At 73.5% G+C, this 19,789-nt stretch carries 17 protein-coding genes and 1 tRNA gene; 8 read left to right on the top strand and 10 right to left on the bottom strand.

What is annotated here, in order from left to right:
* Positions 1 to 4: 4 nt before the first annotated feature.
* Complete coding sequence (locus I598_RS15225; protein WP_068203869.1) at positions 5 to 742, top strand: PspA/IM30 family protein; 738 nt, start codon at positions 5 to 7, stop codon at positions 740 to 742.
* Positions 743 to 871: 129 nt separating this feature from the next.
* Here the strand turns inward: I598_RS15225 and I598_RS15220 are convergent, their stop codons facing one another.
* Together I598_RS15220 and I598_RS15215 are read right to left on the bottom strand one after the other, a co-directional pair.
* Positions 872 to 5,272: a S8 family serine peptidase gene (locus I598_RS15220; protein WP_068203867.1), complete on the bottom strand. Its 4,401-nt coding sequence runs from the start codon at positions 5,270 to 5,272 to the stop codon at positions 872 to 874.
* A 109-nt stretch (positions 5,273 to 5,381) separates the two neighbouring features.
* Positions 5,382 to 6,158, bottom strand: a complete 777-nt coding sequence (locus tag I598_RS15215; RefSeq protein ID WP_232314185.1) for a type 1 glutamine amidotransferase — start codon at positions 6,156 to 6,158, stop codon at positions 5,382 to 5,384.
* 75 nt (positions 6,159 to 6,233) lie between these two features.
* On the opposite strand from I598_RS15215, the gene I598_RS15210 reads away from it, so the two are divergent.
* Positions 6,234 to 6,836, top strand: coding sequence for an NYN domain-containing protein (locus I598_RS15210; RefSeq protein ID WP_068205343.1), 603 nt, complete (start codon positions 6,234 to 6,236; stop codon positions 6,834 to 6,836).
* Here the strand turns inward: I598_RS15210 and I598_RS15205 are convergent.
* Positions 6,827 to 8,290, bottom strand: a complete 1,464-nt coding sequence (locus I598_RS15205) for a hypothetical protein (protein WP_068203865.1) — start codon at positions 8,288 to 8,290, stop codon at positions 6,827 to 6,829. The two genes, I598_RS15210 and I598_RS15205, sit on opposite strands and share 10 nt — an antisense overlap.
* A gap of 74 nt (positions 8,291 to 8,364) precedes the next feature.
* The gene (locus I598_RS15200) at positions 8,365 to 9,600 is read right to left on the bottom strand and encodes a winged helix DNA-binding domain-containing protein (RefSeq protein ID WP_068203864.1); all 1,236 of its coding nucleotides are present in this window, start codon (positions 9,598 to 9,600) and stop codon (positions 8,365 to 8,367) included.
* Positions 9,601 to 9,686: 86 nt separating this feature from the next.
* Here I598_RS15200 and I598_RS15195 point away from each other — a divergent pair, with 86 nt between their 5' ends.
* From I598_RS15195 to I598_RS15180, 4 genes are all read left to right on the top strand, one after another.
* A complete protein-coding gene (locus I598_RS15195; RefSeq protein ID WP_068203863.1) occupies positions 9,687 to 10,418 on the top strand; it encodes a response regulator transcription factor in 732 nt (243 codons plus the stop codon).
* Positions 10,415 to 12,082, top strand: coding sequence for a sensor histidine kinase (locus tag I598_RS15190; protein WP_083973386.1), 1,668 nt, complete (start codon positions 10,415 to 10,417; stop codon positions 12,080 to 12,082). Before I598_RS15195 ends, I598_RS15190 begins: the two co-directional genes overlap by 4 nt.
* A gap of 129 nt (positions 12,083 to 12,211) precedes the next feature.
* The gene (locus I598_RS15185; protein ID WP_068203862.1) at positions 12,212 to 12,940 is read left to right on the top strand and encodes an HD domain-containing protein; all 729 of its coding nucleotides are present in this window, start codon (positions 12,212 to 12,214) and stop codon (positions 12,938 to 12,940) included.
* Positions 12,941 to 13,115: 175 nt separating this feature from the next.
* Positions 13,116 to 13,406 carry a WXG100 family type VII secretion target gene (locus I598_RS15180; RefSeq protein ID WP_068203860.1) on the top strand — a complete coding sequence of 97 codons (291 nt, stop codon included), beginning with the start codon at positions 13,116 to 13,118 and terminating at the stop codon, positions 13,404 to 13,406.
* A 133-nt stretch (positions 13,407 to 13,539) separates the two neighbouring features.
* Here I598_RS15180 and groL read toward each other — a convergent pair whose 3' ends face one another.
* The 4 genes from groL to I598_RS15160 all read right to left on the bottom strand — a co-directional run bounded on the left by groL (position 13,540) and on the right by I598_RS15160 (position 16,869).
* On the bottom strand, positions 13,540 to 15,165 hold the full coding sequence (gene groL, locus I598_RS15175) for a chaperonin GroEL (protein WP_068203858.1): 1,626 nt from the start codon (positions 15,163 to 15,165) through the stop codon (positions 13,540 to 13,542).
* Positions 15,166 to 15,437: 272 nt separating this feature from the next.
* Positions 15,438 to 15,641, bottom strand: coding sequence for a cold-shock protein (locus tag I598_RS15170; protein ID WP_068203856.1), 204 nt, complete (start codon positions 15,639 to 15,641; stop codon positions 15,438 to 15,440).
* 160 nt (positions 15,642 to 15,801) lie between these two features.
* Positions 15,802 to 16,494 carry a LytR C-terminal domain-containing protein gene (locus I598_RS15165; protein WP_068203849.1) on the bottom strand — a complete coding sequence of 231 codons (693 nt, stop codon included), beginning with the start codon at positions 16,492 to 16,494 and terminating at the stop codon, positions 15,802 to 15,804.
* 69 nt (positions 16,495 to 16,563) lie between these two features.
* Positions 16,564 to 16,869 (bottom strand): DUF3263 domain-containing protein, encoded by a 306-nt coding sequence (locus tag I598_RS15160; RefSeq protein ID WP_068205341.1) that lies wholly within the window; start codon positions 16,867 to 16,869, stop codon positions 16,564 to 16,566.
* Between the two features lie 234 nt (positions 16,870 to 17,103).
* Between I598_RS15160 and I598_RS15155 the strand changes: the two genes are divergently transcribed.
* A complete protein-coding gene (locus I598_RS15155) occupies positions 17,104 to 17,754 on the top strand; it encodes a uracil-DNA glycosylase (protein ID WP_068205340.1) in 651 nt (216 codons plus the stop codon).
* Positions 17,755 to 17,776: 22 nt separating this feature from the next.
* Positions 17,777 to 18,604, top strand: a complete 828-nt coding sequence (locus tag I598_RS15150) for an SGNH/GDSL hydrolase family protein (protein ID WP_232314184.1) — start codon at positions 17,777 to 17,779, stop codon at positions 18,602 to 18,604.
* A gap of 68 nt (positions 18,605 to 18,672) precedes the next feature.
* On the opposite strand, the gene I598_RS15145 is transcribed toward I598_RS15150, so the two are convergent.
* Positions 18,673 to 18,748 (bottom strand) — tRNA-Thr (locus I598_RS15145).
* Positions 18,749 to 18,852: 104 nt separating this feature from the next.
* Positions 18,853 to 19,722: a DsbA family protein gene (locus I598_RS15140; protein WP_068203846.1), complete on the bottom strand. Its 870-nt coding sequence runs from the start codon at positions 19,720 to 19,722 to the stop codon at positions 18,853 to 18,855.
* Positions 19,723 to 19,789 lie beyond the last annotated feature (67 nt).

Below are 19,789 nucleotides of genomic sequence, written 5' to 3'. Positions count from 1 at the left end.
CGACATGACGCAGAAGCAGAGCATCCTCGGGCGTATGAGCCAGCTCGCGAAGGCCAACATCAACGCGCTGCTGGACCGCGCCGAGGACCCGGCCAAGATGATCGACCAGCTCATCCGGGACTACACGAACAACATCGCCGAGGCCGAGCAGGCCATCGCGCAGACCATCGGCAACCTGCGGCTCGCCGAGCAGGACTACCACGAGGACGTCCAGTCCGTGCAGGAGTGGGGCGCCAAGGCGCTGGCCGCGTCCCGCAAGGCCGACGAGTACCGCTCCGGCGGCGACCCCGTCAACGCCGACAAGTTCGACCAGCTCGCCAAGGTGGCCCTGCGCAAGCAGCTCGACGCCGAGGGCGAGGTGCGTGCCGCCCAGCCGATGATCGAGCAGCAGCGCGTCACCGTCGACAAGCTCAAGACCGGCCTGGGCCAGATGAAGGACCGCCTCGGCGAGCTGAAGAGCAAGCGCGACCAGCTCGTCGCCCGGCAGAAGGCCGCCCAGGCGCAGCAGGCCGTCCAGGGCGCGATCGGCTCGATCAACGTCATGGACCCCACGAGCGAGCTGTCCCGCTTCGAGGAGGCCGTGCGTCGTGAGGAGGCCCAGGCGATGGGCCAGGCCGAGATCGCGGCGTCGTCGCTGGAGTCGCAGTTCGCCGAGCTCGAGGGTTCGATGCAGGACGTCGAGCTCGAGGCGCGTCTCGCCGCGCTGAAGTCGGGCACGCCGACGCCGCAGATCGAGTCCTGACCGGCCAGTTCTGCGCGCCACCTGCCGGACGGGCGGGACGCGCGGCCGGGGCCGGGAGACGACGTCTCCCGGCCCCGGCCCTGCCTGCACCTCGCAGGCCGGTTCGGCCCTGGCGGTGGCCGCAGCGCGTTACGGCAGTGACGGCAGGTCGAGCAGGACGACACCCGAACCGGAGGGCCGGAAGCCGTACACGAGGACCTCCGACCCGTGCATGGCCAACGACTGCGCCGGGAGCACGGCCGAGCCGTCAGCCATCCGGCCGAGGTCGTACAGGCGGCCCTGCGGGTCCCACACGACGGGGGTGGCGACCTCCGGTGCGAGCTGCGCGTCACCCAGCACCCAGCCCTCGTCGGTGATGGCCGTCACGGTGCCGTCGAACCCGAGGTCGGGAAGGCGTCGCATCCCGTCCTCGGCGGTCCACACGAACGCGTCGTCGCCGGAGATCCCGACGACGTCGCCCGCCGCGTTGACGGCCTGCGCCGACGAGTCGAACATGCCCGGCAGCACGCCGAGGTCCTCGATCTCGCCGTCCGGCGACCACCGGACCGCGTGCCGCACGCCGTCCGTCAGCGAGCTGCCCACGACCCAGCCGGCGTCGTTGATCGCGACGGCTGTGGTCGCCCGCCCGTCGCCGGTCAGGTGCGGCAGGATCCGGAACCCCGAGCCGTCGGTCCACACCCAGGCGTCGGTGACCTGACGGCTCACGCCGTCCACCTGCTCGGTGCGGACGGACATCCCCGCCACCTGCACCCCGTGCTCCTGCGTGGCGTCGTTCAGCCCGTACGCGTAGGAGCCCCGGTAGTCCGCGCCGTCCGGCGCGCCGAGCTCGACGAGGGTGCCGTCGGGACGCCAGAGCACCGCGGCCATCGTCCCGCCGGCGGACATCACCTGTCCGGCGGCGGCCCCGCCCTCGTTCACGCCGTACGCCGAACCCCTCGTCCGACCCGCGCCCATGTCGAGCGCGCGGGTACCGTCCTCGGCGGTCCACGTGACCGGCGTGGTGCGGGACGAGATCTGGTCGTCGCCGACCACGAGCCCCGACGAGTTCATGTCGGTGCCGACGAACGGCTGGTCCTCGTCGAGGACCGTCGCCTGCGGTGTGGTCACCGTCGACACGATGACGTCGGCGCTGCCGACGTAGGCACCCTCCGGGTTGACCAGCGGGACGGCGCCGACGAGCGGGCGTGCTCCGAACGGGTGGGCGAACGCCGAGACGCCGACGTCGAGCCCCCACGAGGCTCCGGGCCGCAGCTCGCGGGAACCGGTGTCCGTGGCGGTCACGGCGCCGATCGACGGGGAGTAGATCTTCTCGACGTAGTCGAAGGCCGCCGTCTCGCCCGGCAACGAGGTCCCCTGGACCACGAGGTAGTACGAGCCGGGCATCGGGTCGCGGACGACGACCCGCTCGGCCACCGACCCGACCTCCTGCCCGCGGGCGACGAGTCGCCCGGTGGCGGCGTGCACGAACAGCACGTCGAGGTCGGTGTCGTCCTCGCGCGGTGTGATGGTCAGGTCCACGAGGGTGCCGTCGCGGGGCACGTCGACCCGGTTCTGCACCACCCCGCCGTCGGCCACGGTGGACCACAGCGCGACGGTACGTCCGAGCGCTCCCTCGGCCGGCCGCACGTCCAGCGTTCCCCAGTCGTTGGTCGCCATGAGCGTGACCTGCTCCGGGGTGTGCACGGACAGCCCGTCGAGCGTGACCGCCGCGGGTTCGAGGGTGACACCCTGGAGCACCGCCTCGACCCGGTACCCCGGCTCGGCCCTCCCGGACCGGCGGGACGCCTCGACCACGAGCTCCCAGACGCCCGCCCGAGGTCGCTCGTACGAGTGCTCGGCGGGGTCGCAGGTCGCGGTGGCCACGTAGCACGCGTCGGGGCCGTCGACCGGCAGGCCCACGGGGTCGAACGCGCGGACCCGTACGTCGCCGGAGGTCGGCTTCCCACCGGAACCGGTGAGCGACACCTGCAGGTTCTGCACACCCTCGGGCACCGCGACGAACATCGACGTCGCGCTGCCGCGCGGCACGGTGCCCTGCGAGACCACCGTGCGCCGCGGCGCCGCCGCGACCTCGGAGGCCACGACCGTCAGCGGGACCACGTGGTCCACGCCCGGGGTCAGCGGGTCGTCGACGCGCAGCAGCGCCGAGTGCAGGCCCGCGGTGCGGGGCCGCGCCTGCACGGCCACGGTCCGAGTGTCGCCCCGCCGCAGGGCCACCACCGGCGGCACGTCGAACGTGCGGTCGTCGCCGACGAGGGTCAGCCGGTGGAGCCGCGTGCCGGCCGCGCCGGTCGTGCGGGTCACGTCGACGTCGTAGGTGGTGCGTTCACCCGGCGCGAGACCGCCGTCGGCGGGCAGGCAGCGGTCGTAGACCCCGACGCCGTGGTCGGGGGTCGTCAGCGCACCCGAGAGCTCGCTGCACACCGGCGCGGAGACCGTGTACTCGGCGTGCCCAGGTCGCAGGACGCCGTCGACGACGATCCGCCGCCAGGCGCCGGCGACGTCGACGACACCGGCACCCTGCTCGGCCACCTGGACGTCGTCGATCAGGTCGGCGCTGTCCATGAGCGCGGTGCGCATGCCTTCCGCCGAGACCTCGAGCCCGCGGGCCTGCGCGGCCGAACGCAGCACCGCGACCGCACCCGCGACCTGCGGCGCGGCCATCGACGTGCCGTTGAGCATGCTGTAGCCGGCGGGCAGGTCGTAGCCCGTCTCGGGGACGGACGCGCCGGGCAGCCACGTCGGGGTGGTCGAGACGGCCGCACCCGGAGCGGCGAGCGTCGGCTTGAGCGAGCCGTCCTCCGAGGGCCCGCGCGCCGAGAACGGGAACAGGGCGAGGTCGGTGGGGACGCGCGCGCCGTAGTTGGCGAACCACGTGTCGTCGCTGACGGACGCGGCCACGCTGATGACCGAGTCACCGGTCGACGGCGGGGCGACGGTGTTGAGACCGGGACCGTCGTTGCCGGCGGACGCGACGATGTCGACGTCGTAGGTGTCGACCAGCTCGTCGTAGAGCCGCGCGACGGCGCTCGACCCGTCGTTGAGGGGCACGAGGCCGCCGATCGAGACGTTGACGACGTCGACGTCATGCTCCACCACGAGGTCGATCATGCCCTCGGTGAGCGCGACGGACGTGCAGCCGCCGTTCCATGTGCACGCACGGGCGGACACGATCTGGGCACCCGGTGCGGCACCCTGCACGGCCCCGCCGAACAGACCGTTGCCTGCCGCGATGCCGGCGACGTGCGTGCCGTGCTGGCCGGAGACGACGCCGAGGTTGACGTAGTCGGCGGTCCGGCCGACGTTGATGCCGCCGAGCGGGGAGAGGTCGACGTCCTCGCGGACCTCGACGACGAACGGCATGCTCTCGACGACGTCGGTGTCCGGGTCGTCCGTGCCGAGCTGCCCGACCTGGCCGTCGACGTCTAACGGCAGCATCGGCGTCTCCTCGACGAAGTCGCCGTCCGCATCGGTGTCCACGCGGACCTCGTGCGTCGTCTCGTCGTAGAGCATCGCGACGCGGTCGGTCGTGTCACCGTCGCGGTTGAGGTCGCCGAGCGCCTCGGCCCGCGCGGACGAGCTCTCGAGCGGTCCCGCGATGCGGTACGTGCCCGCGGGGGCCGTGTACTGGGTGCCGGTGTAGCGGAACGACGGACCGGTGACCGTCGTCGTCATGCGCTGCCACGTCGCGTCGTTGTCGACCACGGGGTCGGTCGCCGTGAACCAGCCGACCACCTTGGGCCTGCCGTCGGTGGTGGTCCGCAGGGCGGGATGGGCGAGGTCGACGCCCGTGTCGAGGATCCCGATGACGGTGCCACGGCCGTCGGACGTGCGGTGGGTCCTCGTGAAGTCCGCCGCGCCGGTCTCGCCGGTGGGCAGGTACGGGTTCTTCGTCGGGGTCTTGGCGGACGGCGCGCCCGGCCCGCCGGTGACCGCGGCGCGGGCGGCGGCACCGCCGGCCGGGGTGTCGACGGGAGCAGGGTCCGGCACCTCCACCTCGCGGTCGAGGTCGACCGCGAGGACGTCGTCCTGCGCGACCAGCGCGGGGAGGTCGTCCACGGGGACGGTCGCGCGGACGTAGCCGAGGTCGTCCTCGGCGCGTCCCACGGAGCCGCCGTGGCGGGCGACCGCCTCCTGCACCTCGTCGACGGTTCCCGGCTCGACGGCGAGCAGGACGGTGACGATGTCCTCCTCGGCGGCCTGCGCCTCGGTGAGGGCGAGCTGGTCGGCGTCGCCGAGCTTGGCGTCGAGCGCCGCGGCGTCGTCGCCCTCCACGACGGGGTCGAAGCCGCTGGGGGCTTCGGTGTCGAGGTAGGGGTCGTCGTGGCCGGTGATGTCGGCGACGACGTCGGGGTCGAGAGCGGTGAGCGGGGCGTGGGACGCGGGGGCTGGACGGTCGGGATCGGCGGTGGCCGCGGCCGGCACGGCTGCGGTGGCGCCGAGCGCGGCCGCCAGCACGACGGCGGTCAGCCGTCCGGCGCTGCGGGTCCGGTGGGTCCCCGCGCGGACGCGGTGGTGCGTGGGTGTCATCGAGGCTCCTCGTGAGAAGGGACCCTCGCACCGTCGTGGAACGCGTTTGCCGTGGTCAACGGTCCGCGCTGGCGGGTTCCCGCCATGGCAGGACCTCGCCAGGGAGCTCTCAGGCGGCGGTGGCCTCCCGGCCGACGGCGGCCCGCACCTGGTCGAGGAACGCGGCGGCGAGGAGCTCGCCCGTCGCGGCGAGGACGGCGTCGTGCGCCACGACCTGCGCGTGCACGGCGGCGGTGTCGACGTCGGTGTGCCCGAGCGCCCACCGCACGGCGAGCGACGGGCTCGCCTCGGGGTGGAACTGGACACCGAGCGCCGAACCCCAGCGGAAGGCCTGGTAGGGGTAGGTGTCGGACCAGCCGAGCCACTGCGCGCCCCGGGGCGGCTCGATGACGGCGTCGGCGTGCATCGACACCACCGCGGTGGTGCGGGCGGGGTGCTCGAGGTCGTCGGGACGCTGCGCGCCGGTGGCCTGGACGACGGGGGCGAGCACCGGGTCGTCCCAGGCCTCGCGACGCCACCGGACCGGCACGACGCCGGCCTCGCGCCCGGGCGGTGCGGCGATGGCCACGCTCCCACCCCCGGCGACGGCGAGGAGCTGCGCGCCGAGGCAGATCCCCAGCGTCGGCAGGCCGGCGGCCACCGCCTCGGCGAGCAGCGCACGCACGGCCGGGAGCCACGGCGCGACGTCGTCGGCGTAGGCGTTCATCTGGCCGCCCAGCACGACGAGCCCGTCACCGCACTCGTCGAGGGCGGGCACGGCGTCGCCGGCGTAGAGGCGGACGAGGCGGACCTCGCCGAGCGACCGTGCGAACCGGTCGAGCGGGACGTCGGAGGAGTGCTGCAGCACCGTGACCCGGGGCGCCGCGGTCGGGATGATCTCGTGCACGGTCGCCCACGGTACTCCCGGCACCCCGTGCCCATCCAGCCCCTCGCGACGGTCCCGCCCGCGTACCCTGGGGGCATGGCCTCCCTCTTCACCGAGGCGTCCGCCGCCCCGGCGCAGCGCCCCGCCCGTGTCACCTACCTGCTGGTGGACGGCGAGAACATCGACGCGACGCTGGGGATGAACGTCCTCAACCGGCGCCCGAACCCGGAGGAGCGCCCCCGCTGGGACCGCATCACCGGTTTCGCGCAGAAGGTGTGGGGCCAGGACGTCGTCCCCCTGTTCTTCCTCAACGCGACCAGCGGCCAGATGCCGATGCCGTTCGTGCAGGCCCTCATGGCGATGGGGTACCGGCCGATCCCCCTGGCGGCGAACGGTGACGAGAAGGTCGTCGACCTCGGTATCCAGATGACGCTCGACGCGATCGTCGACCGGGACGCGGACGTCCTGCTGGCAAGCCACGACGGCGACTTCCTGCCGCAGGTGGAGCGCCTGGTCGGTCAGGACCGCCGGGTCGGGCTGCTCGCCTTCCGCGAGTTCGTCAACCTGCAGCTCGCCGGCCTGGTGCCGGACGGCCTGGAGATCTTCGACCTGGAGGGCGACGTGGACGCGTTCACGAGCCCGCTGCCGCGCGTGCGGATCATCCCGATCGACGAGTTCGACCCGCTGCGCTACCTCTGAGGCGTCTCGGACCCGGCACCGACCGTCGGCCCGGTGCCGGGTCCGGGCGGCGTCCCGGGTCCGGGCGGCGTCCCGGGTCCGGGCGGGACGTCGGGCGCGGGGTCGACCCCGTGCTCGCCGGGCACACCGGCGGTGCGCCCGATGCTGGAGATCACCCACAGCGCGAGTCCGCCGAGCAGCAGCACGAGCAGCAGGGCCGCCCAGGAGAAGCCGGTGAGGACGACGACGAGCACGGCCACGACGAGCACGGCGAGGCGCAGCAGGTCGGCGTGGGCGGCGACCCAGCGGCCCATCCGGCCGTCCTGCCCGGTCACGGTGCGCGCCCACGGCCACCGGTCCTCGGCCGCCCGCATCCACGCGGGCCGGCCGACCAGCAGCCCGGCGACCACGGCGACGGCGGCGATGATCCCGACGAGCCAGAAGATGGCGTGCACCTCGCCGGAGACGGTGTCGTAGAGGGTGGCCGCGACCCGTTCGCCGTCCGGTGTGCGGGCGACGTCGACGACCATCTCCTTGAGCCTCGACACGAGCGCGACGACGATCACGAGGGCGGCGACGATCCCGATGCCGAGCTGGATGGTGCCACGACGGCGGTCGGGCGCGACCCAGACGGTGCCGATGATCGCGAGGACGGTCACCGCCAGGAGCGCCCAGATCGTGCGGTCGACGATGCGCACCGTGTCCTGGACGAGCTCGAAGGTCGGCCGGTCCATGAGGCGGACCTGCCCGAAGTCGTCGGGCAGCCGCTCGCCCAGCGCCTCGCCCAGCTGCGCCCGTGCCTCCGGGGCACGTTCGGTGATCGCGTCGGGGAGCTGGACGTCGCCGAGGACGCCCTGGAGCCCGGACAGCGACTCGCGCAGCGCCTCGGCGACGAGCGGCACCGTGTTGAGCATGACGTCGTCGTCGGTGAGGTAGACGTTCGGGTAGTCCTCGAGGTCGGCGCGGGCGATGCCGATGGCGGCGGTGTGGGCGCGCTCGACGAGCTGCGGCACGCGCTCCCGCAGGGCGCCGGAGGTGACGAGGCGGTGGATGGTCTGGTCGACGCGGTCCTCCAGGGGCCCCACGACGGCGGGGGTGAGCGCGGCCAGCGACGGGCGGTCCACGCGGTCGAGGAGCGCGTCGAGCAGGGGCCGCGACTCGACGTCGAGGCGCGTCAGCAGGGCGGCGCTGGCGAGCTCGTCGAGCTGTTCGAGCCGCGCGGAGACGCGCGTGTCGAGGTCGAGGGCGACGAGGGTCTGCTCGGAGACGAGGTCGGCGACCGCCTCGTACAGGGCGGGGTCGTCGAGCGCGGGCTGGACGGTCTCCATGAACTGGTCCGTGTCGAACACCGTCCGGTGCGCCCACACGGCGACGCAGGACGCCACCACGAGCAGCGTGGTGATGACGACCATGAAGCCCGCGACCACCCGCCGCACCGCGTACGCGCGGGGACGGGCTGTCTGCTGCTCGCTCATCGGGTGTCCTCCCTGGTGACGGCGGTCGCCGTGAGCGTATCCACGGCCCGCGCGGCCCGCCCGTCGAGCGGATCTCACCCGGGTGACGCGCGGAGCTCCCGGTAGAGCGGTGTGACCGAGGCGACCACGGTCCCGCTGCTGCCCGCCAGGTGCGTGCCGAGCCGGGCCGCCTCGGCGCCGACGGCGGCCGCGCCGTCGGCGCCGACGTCCTCCAGCAGTCGGTGGGCGACGTCGCCGCCCTCGCGGACCGTCCACGCGCCGACGACCCTTCCCTGCCACCAGACGGTCGCCCCCGCGTTCCCGGCGCTGTCGAAGAGCGCCGGCCGGTGGTCGCCGAGGTACCAGTCGCGGTGGGTCCAGCCCATCGTCGTGGGGTCGAGCGGGGGCAGCAGCGCGACGTGGTCGTCGACGGCGGGGGCGTCGAGGTCGGCACCGCGCAGCACGACACCGGCGACGAGCGCCGGGTCGGCGCCGGGCGGTGCGACGTCGACCTCGACCTCCCGGAGGTCCAGGTCGGCGAGCGCCGCCCGGGTCCGGCCGAGGTTCCACCCGGTCCACCAGCGCAGGTCGGCCTCGGTGGCGGGCCCGAACGCCTCCAGCCAGCGTCGTGCGAGCTCGCGTCGCGCGACGGACGGGTCGACGTCGGGGACGCCGTCGGGGAACAGGTCGGTCATGGGCGACCATACGTGCCGGCTGGAGGTCCAGGCGCCCTTCGGCGCGCCGCGGACGATCCGCGCCTGGGCGGACAGCAGCGGCAGGAGCTGGGCGGTGAGGTGCCGGCGCACGTCCCAGGCCCGGGTGGTGGCGGGCAGGAACGCGGTGCGCAGGAGAGGTGCGCGACGGGTCAGCTCGGTGCCGTCGGCGGGGCCGTGCTCGCGCAGCACGTCGAGCACCTGCGACTCCGCGGCGGCGAGCAGGGCGTCAGGGTCCTCGACGGGCGGTTCGGTGGGCAGGGTCGCGAGCTCCTTGAGCAGCCGGGCACGGAGCCGCGGGGCGACGTCGGCGGACGCGGCGGCGTGCACGACGGGAACGAGATGGCGCGGGACGGCGAACACGGTGCGGCGCATGGCGAGCAGCTTGACGAGCCCGGCGCGGACGTGGAGCGCGGCCTGCACGTCGTCGAGCGTGAGGTCGGGGACCCGCGCGAGGACGGCGAGATGGACGCTCGACGGGTCGGTGGCGTGCAGGGCGACGAGCCGGTCCGCGACCTCCTCCGGCGTGGTGGCGGCGGGCCGTCCGGGCGCGTCGAGCCCCAGGGCGAGCTGCCGCGACACGAGCAGCCGGCGTCGATGGTCACCGTCGATGCGCACGGTCTCATCGTGCCGGACGACCCGCCCGGGCGGGCACCGAGAGGTCTCCCAGGCATCTCCCAGCGCCGGGTTGCAGACTGGACGTCATGAGCGAACCCGAGGCCCGGCTGGTCGTCGTCGACGACGAGCCCAACATCCGCGAGCTGCTGTCCACGTCCCTGCGCTTCGCAGGCTTCGAGGTGCACGCCGCCGGCGACGGGAACACCGCTCTGCAGCTGGTGCGCGACACCGAGCCCGACCTGGTCGTGCTGGACGTCATGCTGCCCGACATGGACGGGTTCACCGTGACCCGTCGGATGCGTTCGACCGGACGGCACACGCCGGTGCTCTTCCTCACCGCGCGCGACGACACCCAGGACAAGGTCCAGGGCCTCACCGTCGGCGGCGACGACTACGTGACCAAGCCGTTCAGCCTGGAGGAGGTCGTGGCCCGCATCCGCGCGGTGCTGCGCCGCACCGCGGGTGCCGCGCCGGACGACGACGCGGTGGTGCGCGTCGGCGACCTGGAGCTCGACGAGGACTCGCACGAGGTGCGCCGCGCGGGGGTCGAGATCGACCTCTCCCCCACCGAGTTCAAGCTGCTGCGCTACCTCATGCTCAACGCGGGCCGGGTGCTGTCGAAGGCGCAGATCCTCGACCACGTGTGGCAGTACGACTGGGGCGGTGACGCGAACATCGTCGAGTCCTACATCTCCTACCTGCGGCGCAAGATCGACCACCTGACCGTGCCCGGCCCGGACGGCGCGGACGTCGAGCTGCCGCCGCTGATCCACACCAAGCGCGGCGTCGGCTACCTCCTGCGGGCACCGCAGCGATGACGTCCCGCCCGCCCGCCGACGACCCGGTGTTCGCCGCCCCCGGTGCGACGCCGGGCCCGTCGCGCCCGACGACGGGTGCGACGTCGGCGACGGCGGACCCGACACCCGACGCAACGCCCGACGCGACGCCGTCCGACGCGCTGCGCCCGCCCGCGGACGACGACGCGGACGGGACGGCCGGTGACGGGCGGACGCGCTGGGGCTGGTTCGCCCGGGTCCCGCTGCGCGCCCGGCTGGTGGCGATCATCGTGCTCCTGCTCGGCGCCGGCCTGGTGTTCGCGGGCTTCGCCACCCGCGCGGTGGTGTCGGAGTACCTGGTCAAACAGCTCGACAGCCAGCTCACGCAGGCGGTGCGCGACAAGTCGGCGTTCGGCGACCTGAGCGGGACCGGGCAGGGACTGGGCCCCAGCGAGTACGTGCTGGTGCTCCGCGACACGGAGGGCACCACCTACCCGGCGCACGCCTGGCCGCAGACCGAGGAGCAGTACGGCACGCCCGTGCTGCCGGACGAGACGGTCGACGAGGCGGTGGAGCGCGGCGAGGAGCCGTTCACGACGACGGGCAGCGGCGGCGCCGAGCCGACCGACTGGCGGGTGGTGACCGTGCCGGTGCGGATCAGCACGGTGGACGGGCCGCAGGCGGGGGTGGCGTACGTCGGGCTGCCGATGGCGGCGGTCGACAAGACGGTCTCGTTCCTCACCCGGTCGCTGCTGTGGTCGGGCATCGGGATCGTGCTGCTCGGCGGCCTGGGCGCGTTCTGGCTGGTGCAGCACTCGCTGCGGCCGCTGCGCCGCATCGAGTCCACGGCGGCCGCGATCGCCGACGGCGACCTGTCGCAGCGCGTCCCGGAGCAGCCCCGCTCGACGGAGGTCGGGTCGCTGTCCCACTCCCTCAACACGATGCTCGCGCAGATCGAGGTGGCGTTCGCCGCCCAGGAGGCGTCGGAGCAGCGGATGCGCCGGTTCGTCTCGGACGCGAGCCACGAGCTGCGCACCCCGCTGGCGACCATCAAGGGCTACGGCGAGCTGTACCGGATGGGCGCGCTGGACACGGGCGACAAGGTCGAGGACACGATGGTGCGGATCGAGGACTCGGCCCGCCGCATGGGCACGCTGGTCAACGACCTGCTCGTGCTCGCCCGCCTCGACGAGGGTCGCCCGATGCGCCAGGAGGCGGTGGACCTCGTGCCGATGGTGCGGGACACCGCGCAGGACCTGCACGCCCTCGACCCGACCCGCACCGTCACGGTCGCCGGCCTCGCGCCGGGGTCCGCGGCGCCGCCGTCGCTGGTGGTCACCGGCGACGCCGACCGGCTGCGTCAGGTCCTGACGAACCTCGTCGGCAACGTCGCGCGGCACACCCCGGCGGGCTCCCCCGCGGAGATCCTGCTCGGCAGGGGGCCCGACGGGGCCGCCGTCGTCGAGGTCCGGGACCACGGCCCAGGCATCAGCGAGGAGCAGGCCGCGAAGATCTTCGAGCGCTTCTACCGGGCGGACTCCTCCCGGAACCGGAGCTCCGGCGGTTCCGGGCTGGGGCTCGCGATCGTCGCGGCGATCCTCGCCTCGCACGGCGGCCGCACCGAGGTCGGCACGACGCCGGGCGGCGGTCTGACGGTGCGGGTCATGCTCCCCCGCCGGGACGACTACGATGCGTCACGGTCCTGAACCACCCTGCAACGGCCCGACGAGCGTCGGTACCCGGTCGTAGGCTGGAGGTGGGCCGGTCATTCCTCCCGACTCGTCCGTCCTGGCAGCCGTCCTGGCAACCGTCCGACACAGAAGGTCTTGATAGCGATGGGCGTCCTCAGCGCCGACGCACCGCAGTGGTTCGCCTCCGCGTTCGTGCGTACCTGCCGGGGTGCCGGCGCCACCGCCTCCGAGGACGCCGTCCGCGACGTCGGTGACGAGCTCATCGAGCGCTGGTCGGAGCCCGACCGGCACTTCCACAACCTGCGGCACCTCGCGGCCGTCCTGCACCGGGTGGAGGAGCTGGCGCACGAGACGCACGAGCCCGACCTGGTGCGGCTCGCCGCCTGGTACCACGGTGCGGTCTTCGACGCCGCCCGCAAGGTCGCGTACGCGACGCGGGGCGGTGAGCAGACCACCCTGAGCGCCGATCTCGCGCGCACCCAGCTGGTCGAGATGGGCGTGCCCGTCGACGCCGCCGACCGGGTCGCCGAGCTCGTCGACACCCTGGCCCGGCACAAGCCGCGCGCCGGCGACTTCGACTCGGCCGTCCTCAACGACGCGGACCTCGGGATGCTCGCCGCCGAGCCGCAGCGCTACAAGGAGTACATCGCCGAGATCCGCGCGGAGTACGCCCACATCCCGCTGTCGGACTACCTGGACGCCCGCATCAAGGTCATCACCAAGCTGCTGGGTCGCCCGCGCCTGTACTCCAGCCCGCTCGGCATCACGTGGGAGGAGCCGGCCCGCCAGAACCTCGAGGCCGAGCTGCACCGCCTCGCCAAGGAGCGCAAGCGCCTGGAGGCCGAGTCCCCCGCGGGTCCCGCCCCGCGCTGACGCCTTCCACCGAGGGCCCGTCGCGGCGTGAGTCAGCGCACACCCTCGCGAGTCAGCGCTCGTCGGCGCGAGTCAGCAGTTCGTCCACAGGCTGTGGACGACGGCGGCGCCTCGGGACGCGCCTCCGTAGCGTCGTCGTCAGCCCGGCCCGACCGGGGACGACGAAGGAGACGACGTGCGGTATCAGGTCGACAGCGAGCGGGTCGCGCAGGCGAGCGCGGCGGTGAACGGGTCCGTCGGGGCCATCCGGACGGAGGTCGGGGCGATGATGCGCCACCTGCAGGACCTCCAGGCGAGCTGGCAGGGCGGGGCGGCGACGTCGTTCGCCGGGGTGATGACGCAGTGGCAGACCGCCCAGACGCAGGTGGAGTCCGCGCTCGACGCGGTGACGACGGCGCTGCAGTCGGCGTCGACGACCTACGCGGACGCCGAGTCCGCGGCGACGCGCCTGTTCACGCCGCGCTGACCGGGCTTCGGCCGGGGCGCACGTCCTGGCCACGGCCACCCCTGGCACGACGACGGCCGGTCGCCCCGGGATGTCCCGGGACGACCGGCCGTCGTCCGTGCTCAGCGCGCGGGTGCGCGCCGTGCGGCGTGGATCAGAAGTCCATGCCGCCCATGCCACCGGTCGGGTCGCCACCGGCAGCGGCGGGCTCCGGCTTGTCGGCGACGACGGCCTCGGTGGTGAGGAACAGCGCGGCGATCGACGCAGCGTTCTGCAGCGCGGAGCGCGTGACCTTCACCGGGTCGTTGACGCCCGCGGCGAGCAGGTCCTCGTACACGCCGGTCGCGGCGTTGAGGCCGTGACCCGAGGCGAGACCGCGGACCTTCTCCGCCACGACGCCGCCCTCGAGGCCGGCGTTGATGGCGATCTGCTTGAGCGGGGCCGAGATCGCCGCGTTGACGATCTGCGCACCGGTCGCCTCGTCGCCCTCGAGCTCGAGCTTGGCGAAGGCGGCGGCACCGGCCTGGATGAGGGCGACGCCACCACCGGCGACGATGCCCTCCTCGACGGCGGCCTTGGCGTTGCGCACCGCGTCCTCGATGCGGTGCTTGCGCTCCTTGAGCTCCACCTCGGTGGCGGCGCCGGCCTTGATGACGGCCACGCCGCCGGCCAGCTTCGCGAGACGCTCCTGGAGCTTCTCGCGGTCGTAGTCGGAGTCCGACTTCTCGATCTCGCTACGGATCTGGTTCACGCGACCCGCGATGAGGTCGGCGTCGCCGGAGCCCTCGACGATGGTGGTCTCGTCCTTGGTGACGACGACCTTGCGCGCCTGGCCGAGCTCCTCGAGCGTCGCGTTCTCCAGCTTGAGGCCGACGGTCTCGGTAATGACCTGGCCGCCGGTGAGGATCGCGATGTCCTGCAGCATGGCCTTGCGACGGTCGCCGAAGCCCGGGGCCTTGACGGCGACGGACTTGAAGGTGCCGCGGATCTTGTTCAGCACCAGGGTCGCGAGGGCCTCGCCCTCGATGTCCTCGGCGATGATGAGGAGCGAGCGGCCCGACTTCATGACCTGGTCGAGGACGGGGAGCAGGTCCTTGACGTTCGAGATCTTCGACTCGACGATGAGGACGTACGGGTCCTCCAGGACGGCCTCCTGGCGCTCCGGGTCCGTCTCGAAGTAGCGGGCGAGGAAGCCCTTGTCGAAGCGCATGCCCTCGGTGAGCTCGAGCTCCAGGCCGAAGGAGTTGGACTCCTCGACCGTGATGACGCCCTCCTTGCCGACCTTGTCGAGCGCCTCGGCGATGAGCTCGCCGATCGCGGTGTCACCGGCGGAGATCGCGGCGGTGGCGGCGATCTGCTCCTTGGTCTCGACGTCGACGGCCGCGTTGAGCAGCTGCTCGGTCACGGCCTCGACGGCCTTCTCGATGCCGCGCTTGACGGCGATCGGGTTGGCACCGGCGGCGACGACGCGCAGGCCCTCCTTGACGAGCGCCTGGGCGAGCACGGTGGCGGTGGTGGTGCCGTCACCCGCGACGTCGTCGGTCTTCTTGGCGACCTCCTTGACGAGCTCGGCGCCGATCTTCTCGAACGGGTCCTCGAGCTCGATCTCCTTGGCGATGGAGACACCGTCGTTGGTGATCGTGGGGGCGCCCCACTTCTTGTCGAGGACGACGTTGCGGCCCTTGGGGCCGAGCGTGACCTTGACGGTGTCGGCGAGCTGGTTGAGCCCGCGCTCCATGCTCCGACGAGCTTCCTCGTCGAACGCGATGATCTTGGCCATGGGGACTGGTCCTCCGCTGTGGCGTGTCGGTGGTCGGACGGTGCCCGCGACGGACGACCCGTCGCGTGCGTTCCTGTCACGCGCGCGGACGGGCCTCACCGTTCGACCGAGGTTCTCCACCCTGCGACTGTCACTCGACAGTCGAGAGTGCTAACCCATTATTGGCACTCTCCCCTCGAGAGTGCAAGACGTTCGCCGAGGGCATGACGAAGGCCGGCACCCGCCCAGGGACGGGCGTGCTGGGTGCCGGCCTTCGCGGAGGCTGCTTCAGCTCAGAGGGGGCGGACCTGCTCGGCCTGCGGACCCTTCTGCCCCTGACCGACCTCGAACTCGACCTGCTGACCCTCGTCGAGCGAGCGGTACCCGTCGGTCTCGATCGAGCTGTAGTGCACGAACAGGTCCTGCCCGCCCGAGGCCGGGGTGATGAAGCCGTACCCCTTTTCCGCGTTGAACCACTTGACGGTTCCCTGGGCCATGTCCTTCTCCTCGTCGTCCTGTGCCACCGGGCAGGCGCCCTGCGGTGAGAAGGAGACTAGTGGCGCAGGTCACGGCTGGGAAGCACCCGTGCCGGGAATGTCGCAAGTGTGCGGCAGGGCTCTCCGACCTGCATCAACGCGTCGCCCGGGCGACGGGTCGTCAGTCGACGGGCTCGGTGAGGATCACCCAGACGGCGTCGGTCGGGTGGTTCGTGACGTCGTCGGACTCCTGCACGTTCGCCGGGTCGACGCCGAGCGCCTCCGCGACGGCGGTCGCCGTGTCGGCGCGGTCCGCGCCGTACAGGACGGTGCTGTCGGCGTAGACGCCGGCCAGCTCGACGGACGCGTTCACCGCGTCCTGGGCGTCGACGTCGGAGAACCCGGCGCCCGCGAGGACGCCCTGCCCCGCACCGGCCTGGCCCGTGCCGGCGTCGTCGTTCCAGACCACCACGCGCGCGGCGAGGTTCGCGGCGGACGCGTCACCGGGCATGGAGGCGGCCTCCTCCTCGGTCTCCTCGGCGGTCGGCTCCTCGGAGCTCTCGTCGGTGGCGCCGTCACCGCCGTCACCCTCGCCCTCGGCGGCGCTCTCGCCGTCGGTCGGCTCCTCGCTCGCGTCCCCCTCAGGGGCGGCGGACTGCTCGGACGCCGCGGGCGGGTTGGCGGTGTCACCGCTGTCGTTGGACAGGTACGACACGATCCCGACGGCCAGACCGGCGAACACGACCGCGACCAGCAGGAACGGCCAGACCGAGGACCACCCGCTGCGCGGTTCCCGGTGCACGCCGACCGGCGCACCTTCCGGGCCGCGGACGTCGAACTCGTCGGGCGGGTACGGGTACTGGCTCTTGGTCACGCCGCACAGGGTAGCGGCTCCACCCCGGGGACCCGTCAAGGATCCCGGCGAAACCGCGTCAGGGGCTGGTCAGCCGGGCGTGTCGGTCCGGCGTGCCGTGCGGGAGCGCTGCCGGGTGGCGCGCATGCGCCGCAGGCGCTTGACGAGGATCGGGTCGTGCTCGAGCGCGCCGGGGGTGTCGATGAGCGCGTTGAGCACCTGGTAGTAGCGGGTGGCGGACATGTCGAAGAGCTCGCGCACGGCCTGCTCCTTGGAGCCGGCGTACTTCCACCACTGCTTCTCGAACGCGAGGATCTCCCGGTCGCGGTCGGTCAGGCCGGCGACCTCGGTCGTCGGGTCCGCCGCGACAGAGGCCTCGACCTCCTGGACCAGCATCTCGCTCATAGCGCCCCAGTATGGGGCATCGTGGACGCTTCCCGACGGCGCCGCGCCCCGCGATTCGCGACCTCGCGCCCCGCTGCGGGCCGACCGCGCCCGGCCGCCCGCCGGGGCTGTGCCGTGCCGGGCGGTCCGGGTAGGTTCGTCGCCGTGGAGACGACGACGCCCGCCGCAGCGGCGGACCCCGCCCCGGCCGCGCCCGGCGGGGCACGCCCGCCGCTGGACACGGTCATGGCCCCCGACTGGGCCCGCGCCCTCGCCGACGTGGAGCCGCAGATCCACGCGATGGGGGACTTCCTGCGCGCCGAGGTCGCGGCCGGGCGCCGGTACCTGCCCGCGCCGGGCGACGTCTTCGCGGCGTTCCGCCGGCCGCTGGCCGAGGTGCGCGTGCTCGTCGTCGGGCAGGACCCGTACCCCACGCCGGGGCACCCGATGGGCCTGTCGTTCTCCGTGCAGCCGGACGTCCGCCCGGTGCCGAAGTCGCTCGTCAACATCTACACGGAGCTGGCGGACGACGTCGGCGCACCCACGCCGTCGTCGGGCGACCTGCGCCCCTGGGCCGACCAGGGCGTGATGCTGCTCAACAGGGTGCTCACCGTCACGCCGGGCGCGTCGGCGTCGCACCGCGGCAAGGGCTGGGAGGCCGTCACCGAGGCGGCGATCAAGGCGCTGGTGGCACGGGGCGGCCCGCTCGTGGCGATCCTGTGGGGCCGCGACGCGGCGTCCCTCAAGCCCTGGCTGGGCGACGTGCCGTGGGTCGAGTCGGCACACCCGAGCCCGCTGTCCGCGTACCGCGGTTTCTTCGGGTCGAAGCCCTTCTCGCGCGTCAACACGCTCCTCGTGGAGCAGGGGGCGGACCCCGTCGACTGGTCGCTGCCCTGAGCAATCGGTGCAGAATGGCGGGGTGACCGCCGCACCCGCCACCCCGCGCTGGACCCGCTACGTCGCGATCGGCGACTCGTTCTCCGAGGGCCTGTGGGACCCGTACCCGCACGCCGACGGCTCCCCCGCGCCCGTCGGCACCGAGTCGGACGCCGTGCAGCGCGGCTGGACCGACCGGCTCGCCGACGCCCTCGCCGAACGCTCCCCCGGGCTCGAGTACGCCAACCTCGCCATCCGAGGCCGCAAGATGCGGCAGATCATCGCCGAGCAGGCCCCCGTCGCCCTCGCGATGAAGCCCGACCTCGTCTCCCTCGTCGGCGGCGGGAACGACATCCTGCGCCCCCAGGCCGACATCGACGCCATCTCGGCGACCCTCGAGGACGCCGTCGTGCACATCCGGGCGACCGGCGCCGACGTGCTGCTGGGCACCGGCTTCAAGGCCGGCGGCGCGCTGCGGGGCACGAACGGGCGCGTGGGACGCTACAACTCCAACATCTGGTCGATCGCCCGCCGCCACGGGGCGTACGTCGTGGACACGTGGGGCCTGCGCTCCCTGTTCGACCTGCGCCTGTGGTCCGACGACCGCATCCACCTCACCGACGAGGGCCACCGTCGCATCGCGCAGGCCGCGCTCGTCGGGCTCGGCCTGGAGCCGGACGACCCGGACTTCGACGAGCCGCTGCCCGCCGCGTCCGCCGTCGCCCTGCGCGAGCGTGCCCGCGCCGAGGCGCAGTGGGCCCGTGTGCACGTCGTGCCGTGGGTGCAGCGGCGCCTGCGCGGCACGTCGTCGGGCGACGGCCGCACGCCCAAGTGGCCGACCACCGAGCCCTGGCCGCCGTCGCAGCGCTGAGCCACGGGCGCCCGGGAACGACGACGGGCGGGCCGCAGGAATCCCTGCGACCCGCCCGTCGTGCGTGCTGGAGCCGCCTGTCGGGTTCGAACCGACGACCTTCCGTTTACAAGACGGGAGCTCTACCAGCTGAGCTAAGGCGGCGCGGCGGGGTTCATCCTACCGAGGACGGCCCTCGGTCCGGGACGCCGTGAGCCCTGCGGTCCCGACGGGTCGGGACCGCAGGGCTCACGCCCGCACGGGGTGCGTCACTCGTCCGCGGGCTCCTCGGAGGCCTCGCCGGACGGCTCGGCCGGCGCGCCGCCCTGGACGGCCGCGAGCAGGGCGCCCGGGGTGCCCCACTGCTCGAAGCGGGTGTCGTCGACGAGCACGGTCGGCGTACCGAAGCCGCCCCCGGAGTTGACGAGGTCCGGGTTGGCGGTCGCGTCGTTGGTCAGCGAGTACGTGTACTGGCCGAAGGTGGCGCGCGCGGTGCCGTCGGAGATGCCGGCGGCGACGTCGGCGGGGACGCCCGCGCCCTCCGCGATCGCGGCGAGCTCCTCGTTGTCCGGCCCGGAGGAGTTCTCCTTCGGCTGGTTCGCGAACAGCGCGTTGTGGAAGGCGTAGAACTGCTCCGGCGCGCGGTCGGCGACCCAGTAGGCGGCCGACGCGGCACGCGTCGAGTAGTCGGTCCCGCGGGACAGCCGGTCGAGGATCGCGACCGGCGTGACGACGACGGTCGCGTCACCGCCGGTGAGCATCGTCTCGATGTCGGCGGCGTTGACGTCCTCGAACTGGCCGCAGACGGGGCACATGTAGTCGAGGTAGACGTCCACGACGGGCGCGTCGGCGTTCTCGGTGCCGGCCACGAGGTCGGAGCCGAGCGTGACGCCGCCCCCCTCGACGACCGTCGCCGGCACGGACGTGACCTCGGCCAGCGGGATGTCGTCGACGGTCGACTTGCTCGCCTCGTTCCACAGGATGAACCCGGCGACGACGACCAGCGCGAGGATCGCGGCGCCCAGCGCGCTGAAGACGATGACCCGGCTGCGCTTGTCGCGCTTGGCCTGGGCCTGCTGACGGGCGAGGGCCTCGGCCCGCGCGGACTCGCGGCGCTCGGCCTTGCTCTGGTTGGACATCTGCGTGACGGCCCTTCGGGTCGGTGGAACGAAGCGGATCCGGCGGTCAGCCTACCGCCGGGGCGGC

Source organism: Isoptericola dokdonensis DS-3 (assembly GCF_001636295.1).
In the GTDB taxonomy this organism is placed as follows: Bacteria; Actinomycetota; Actinomycetes; order Actinomycetales; family Cellulomonadaceae; genus Isoptericola; species Isoptericola dokdonensis.
This window is presented reverse-complemented; position numbering and strand designations above follow the sequence as displayed.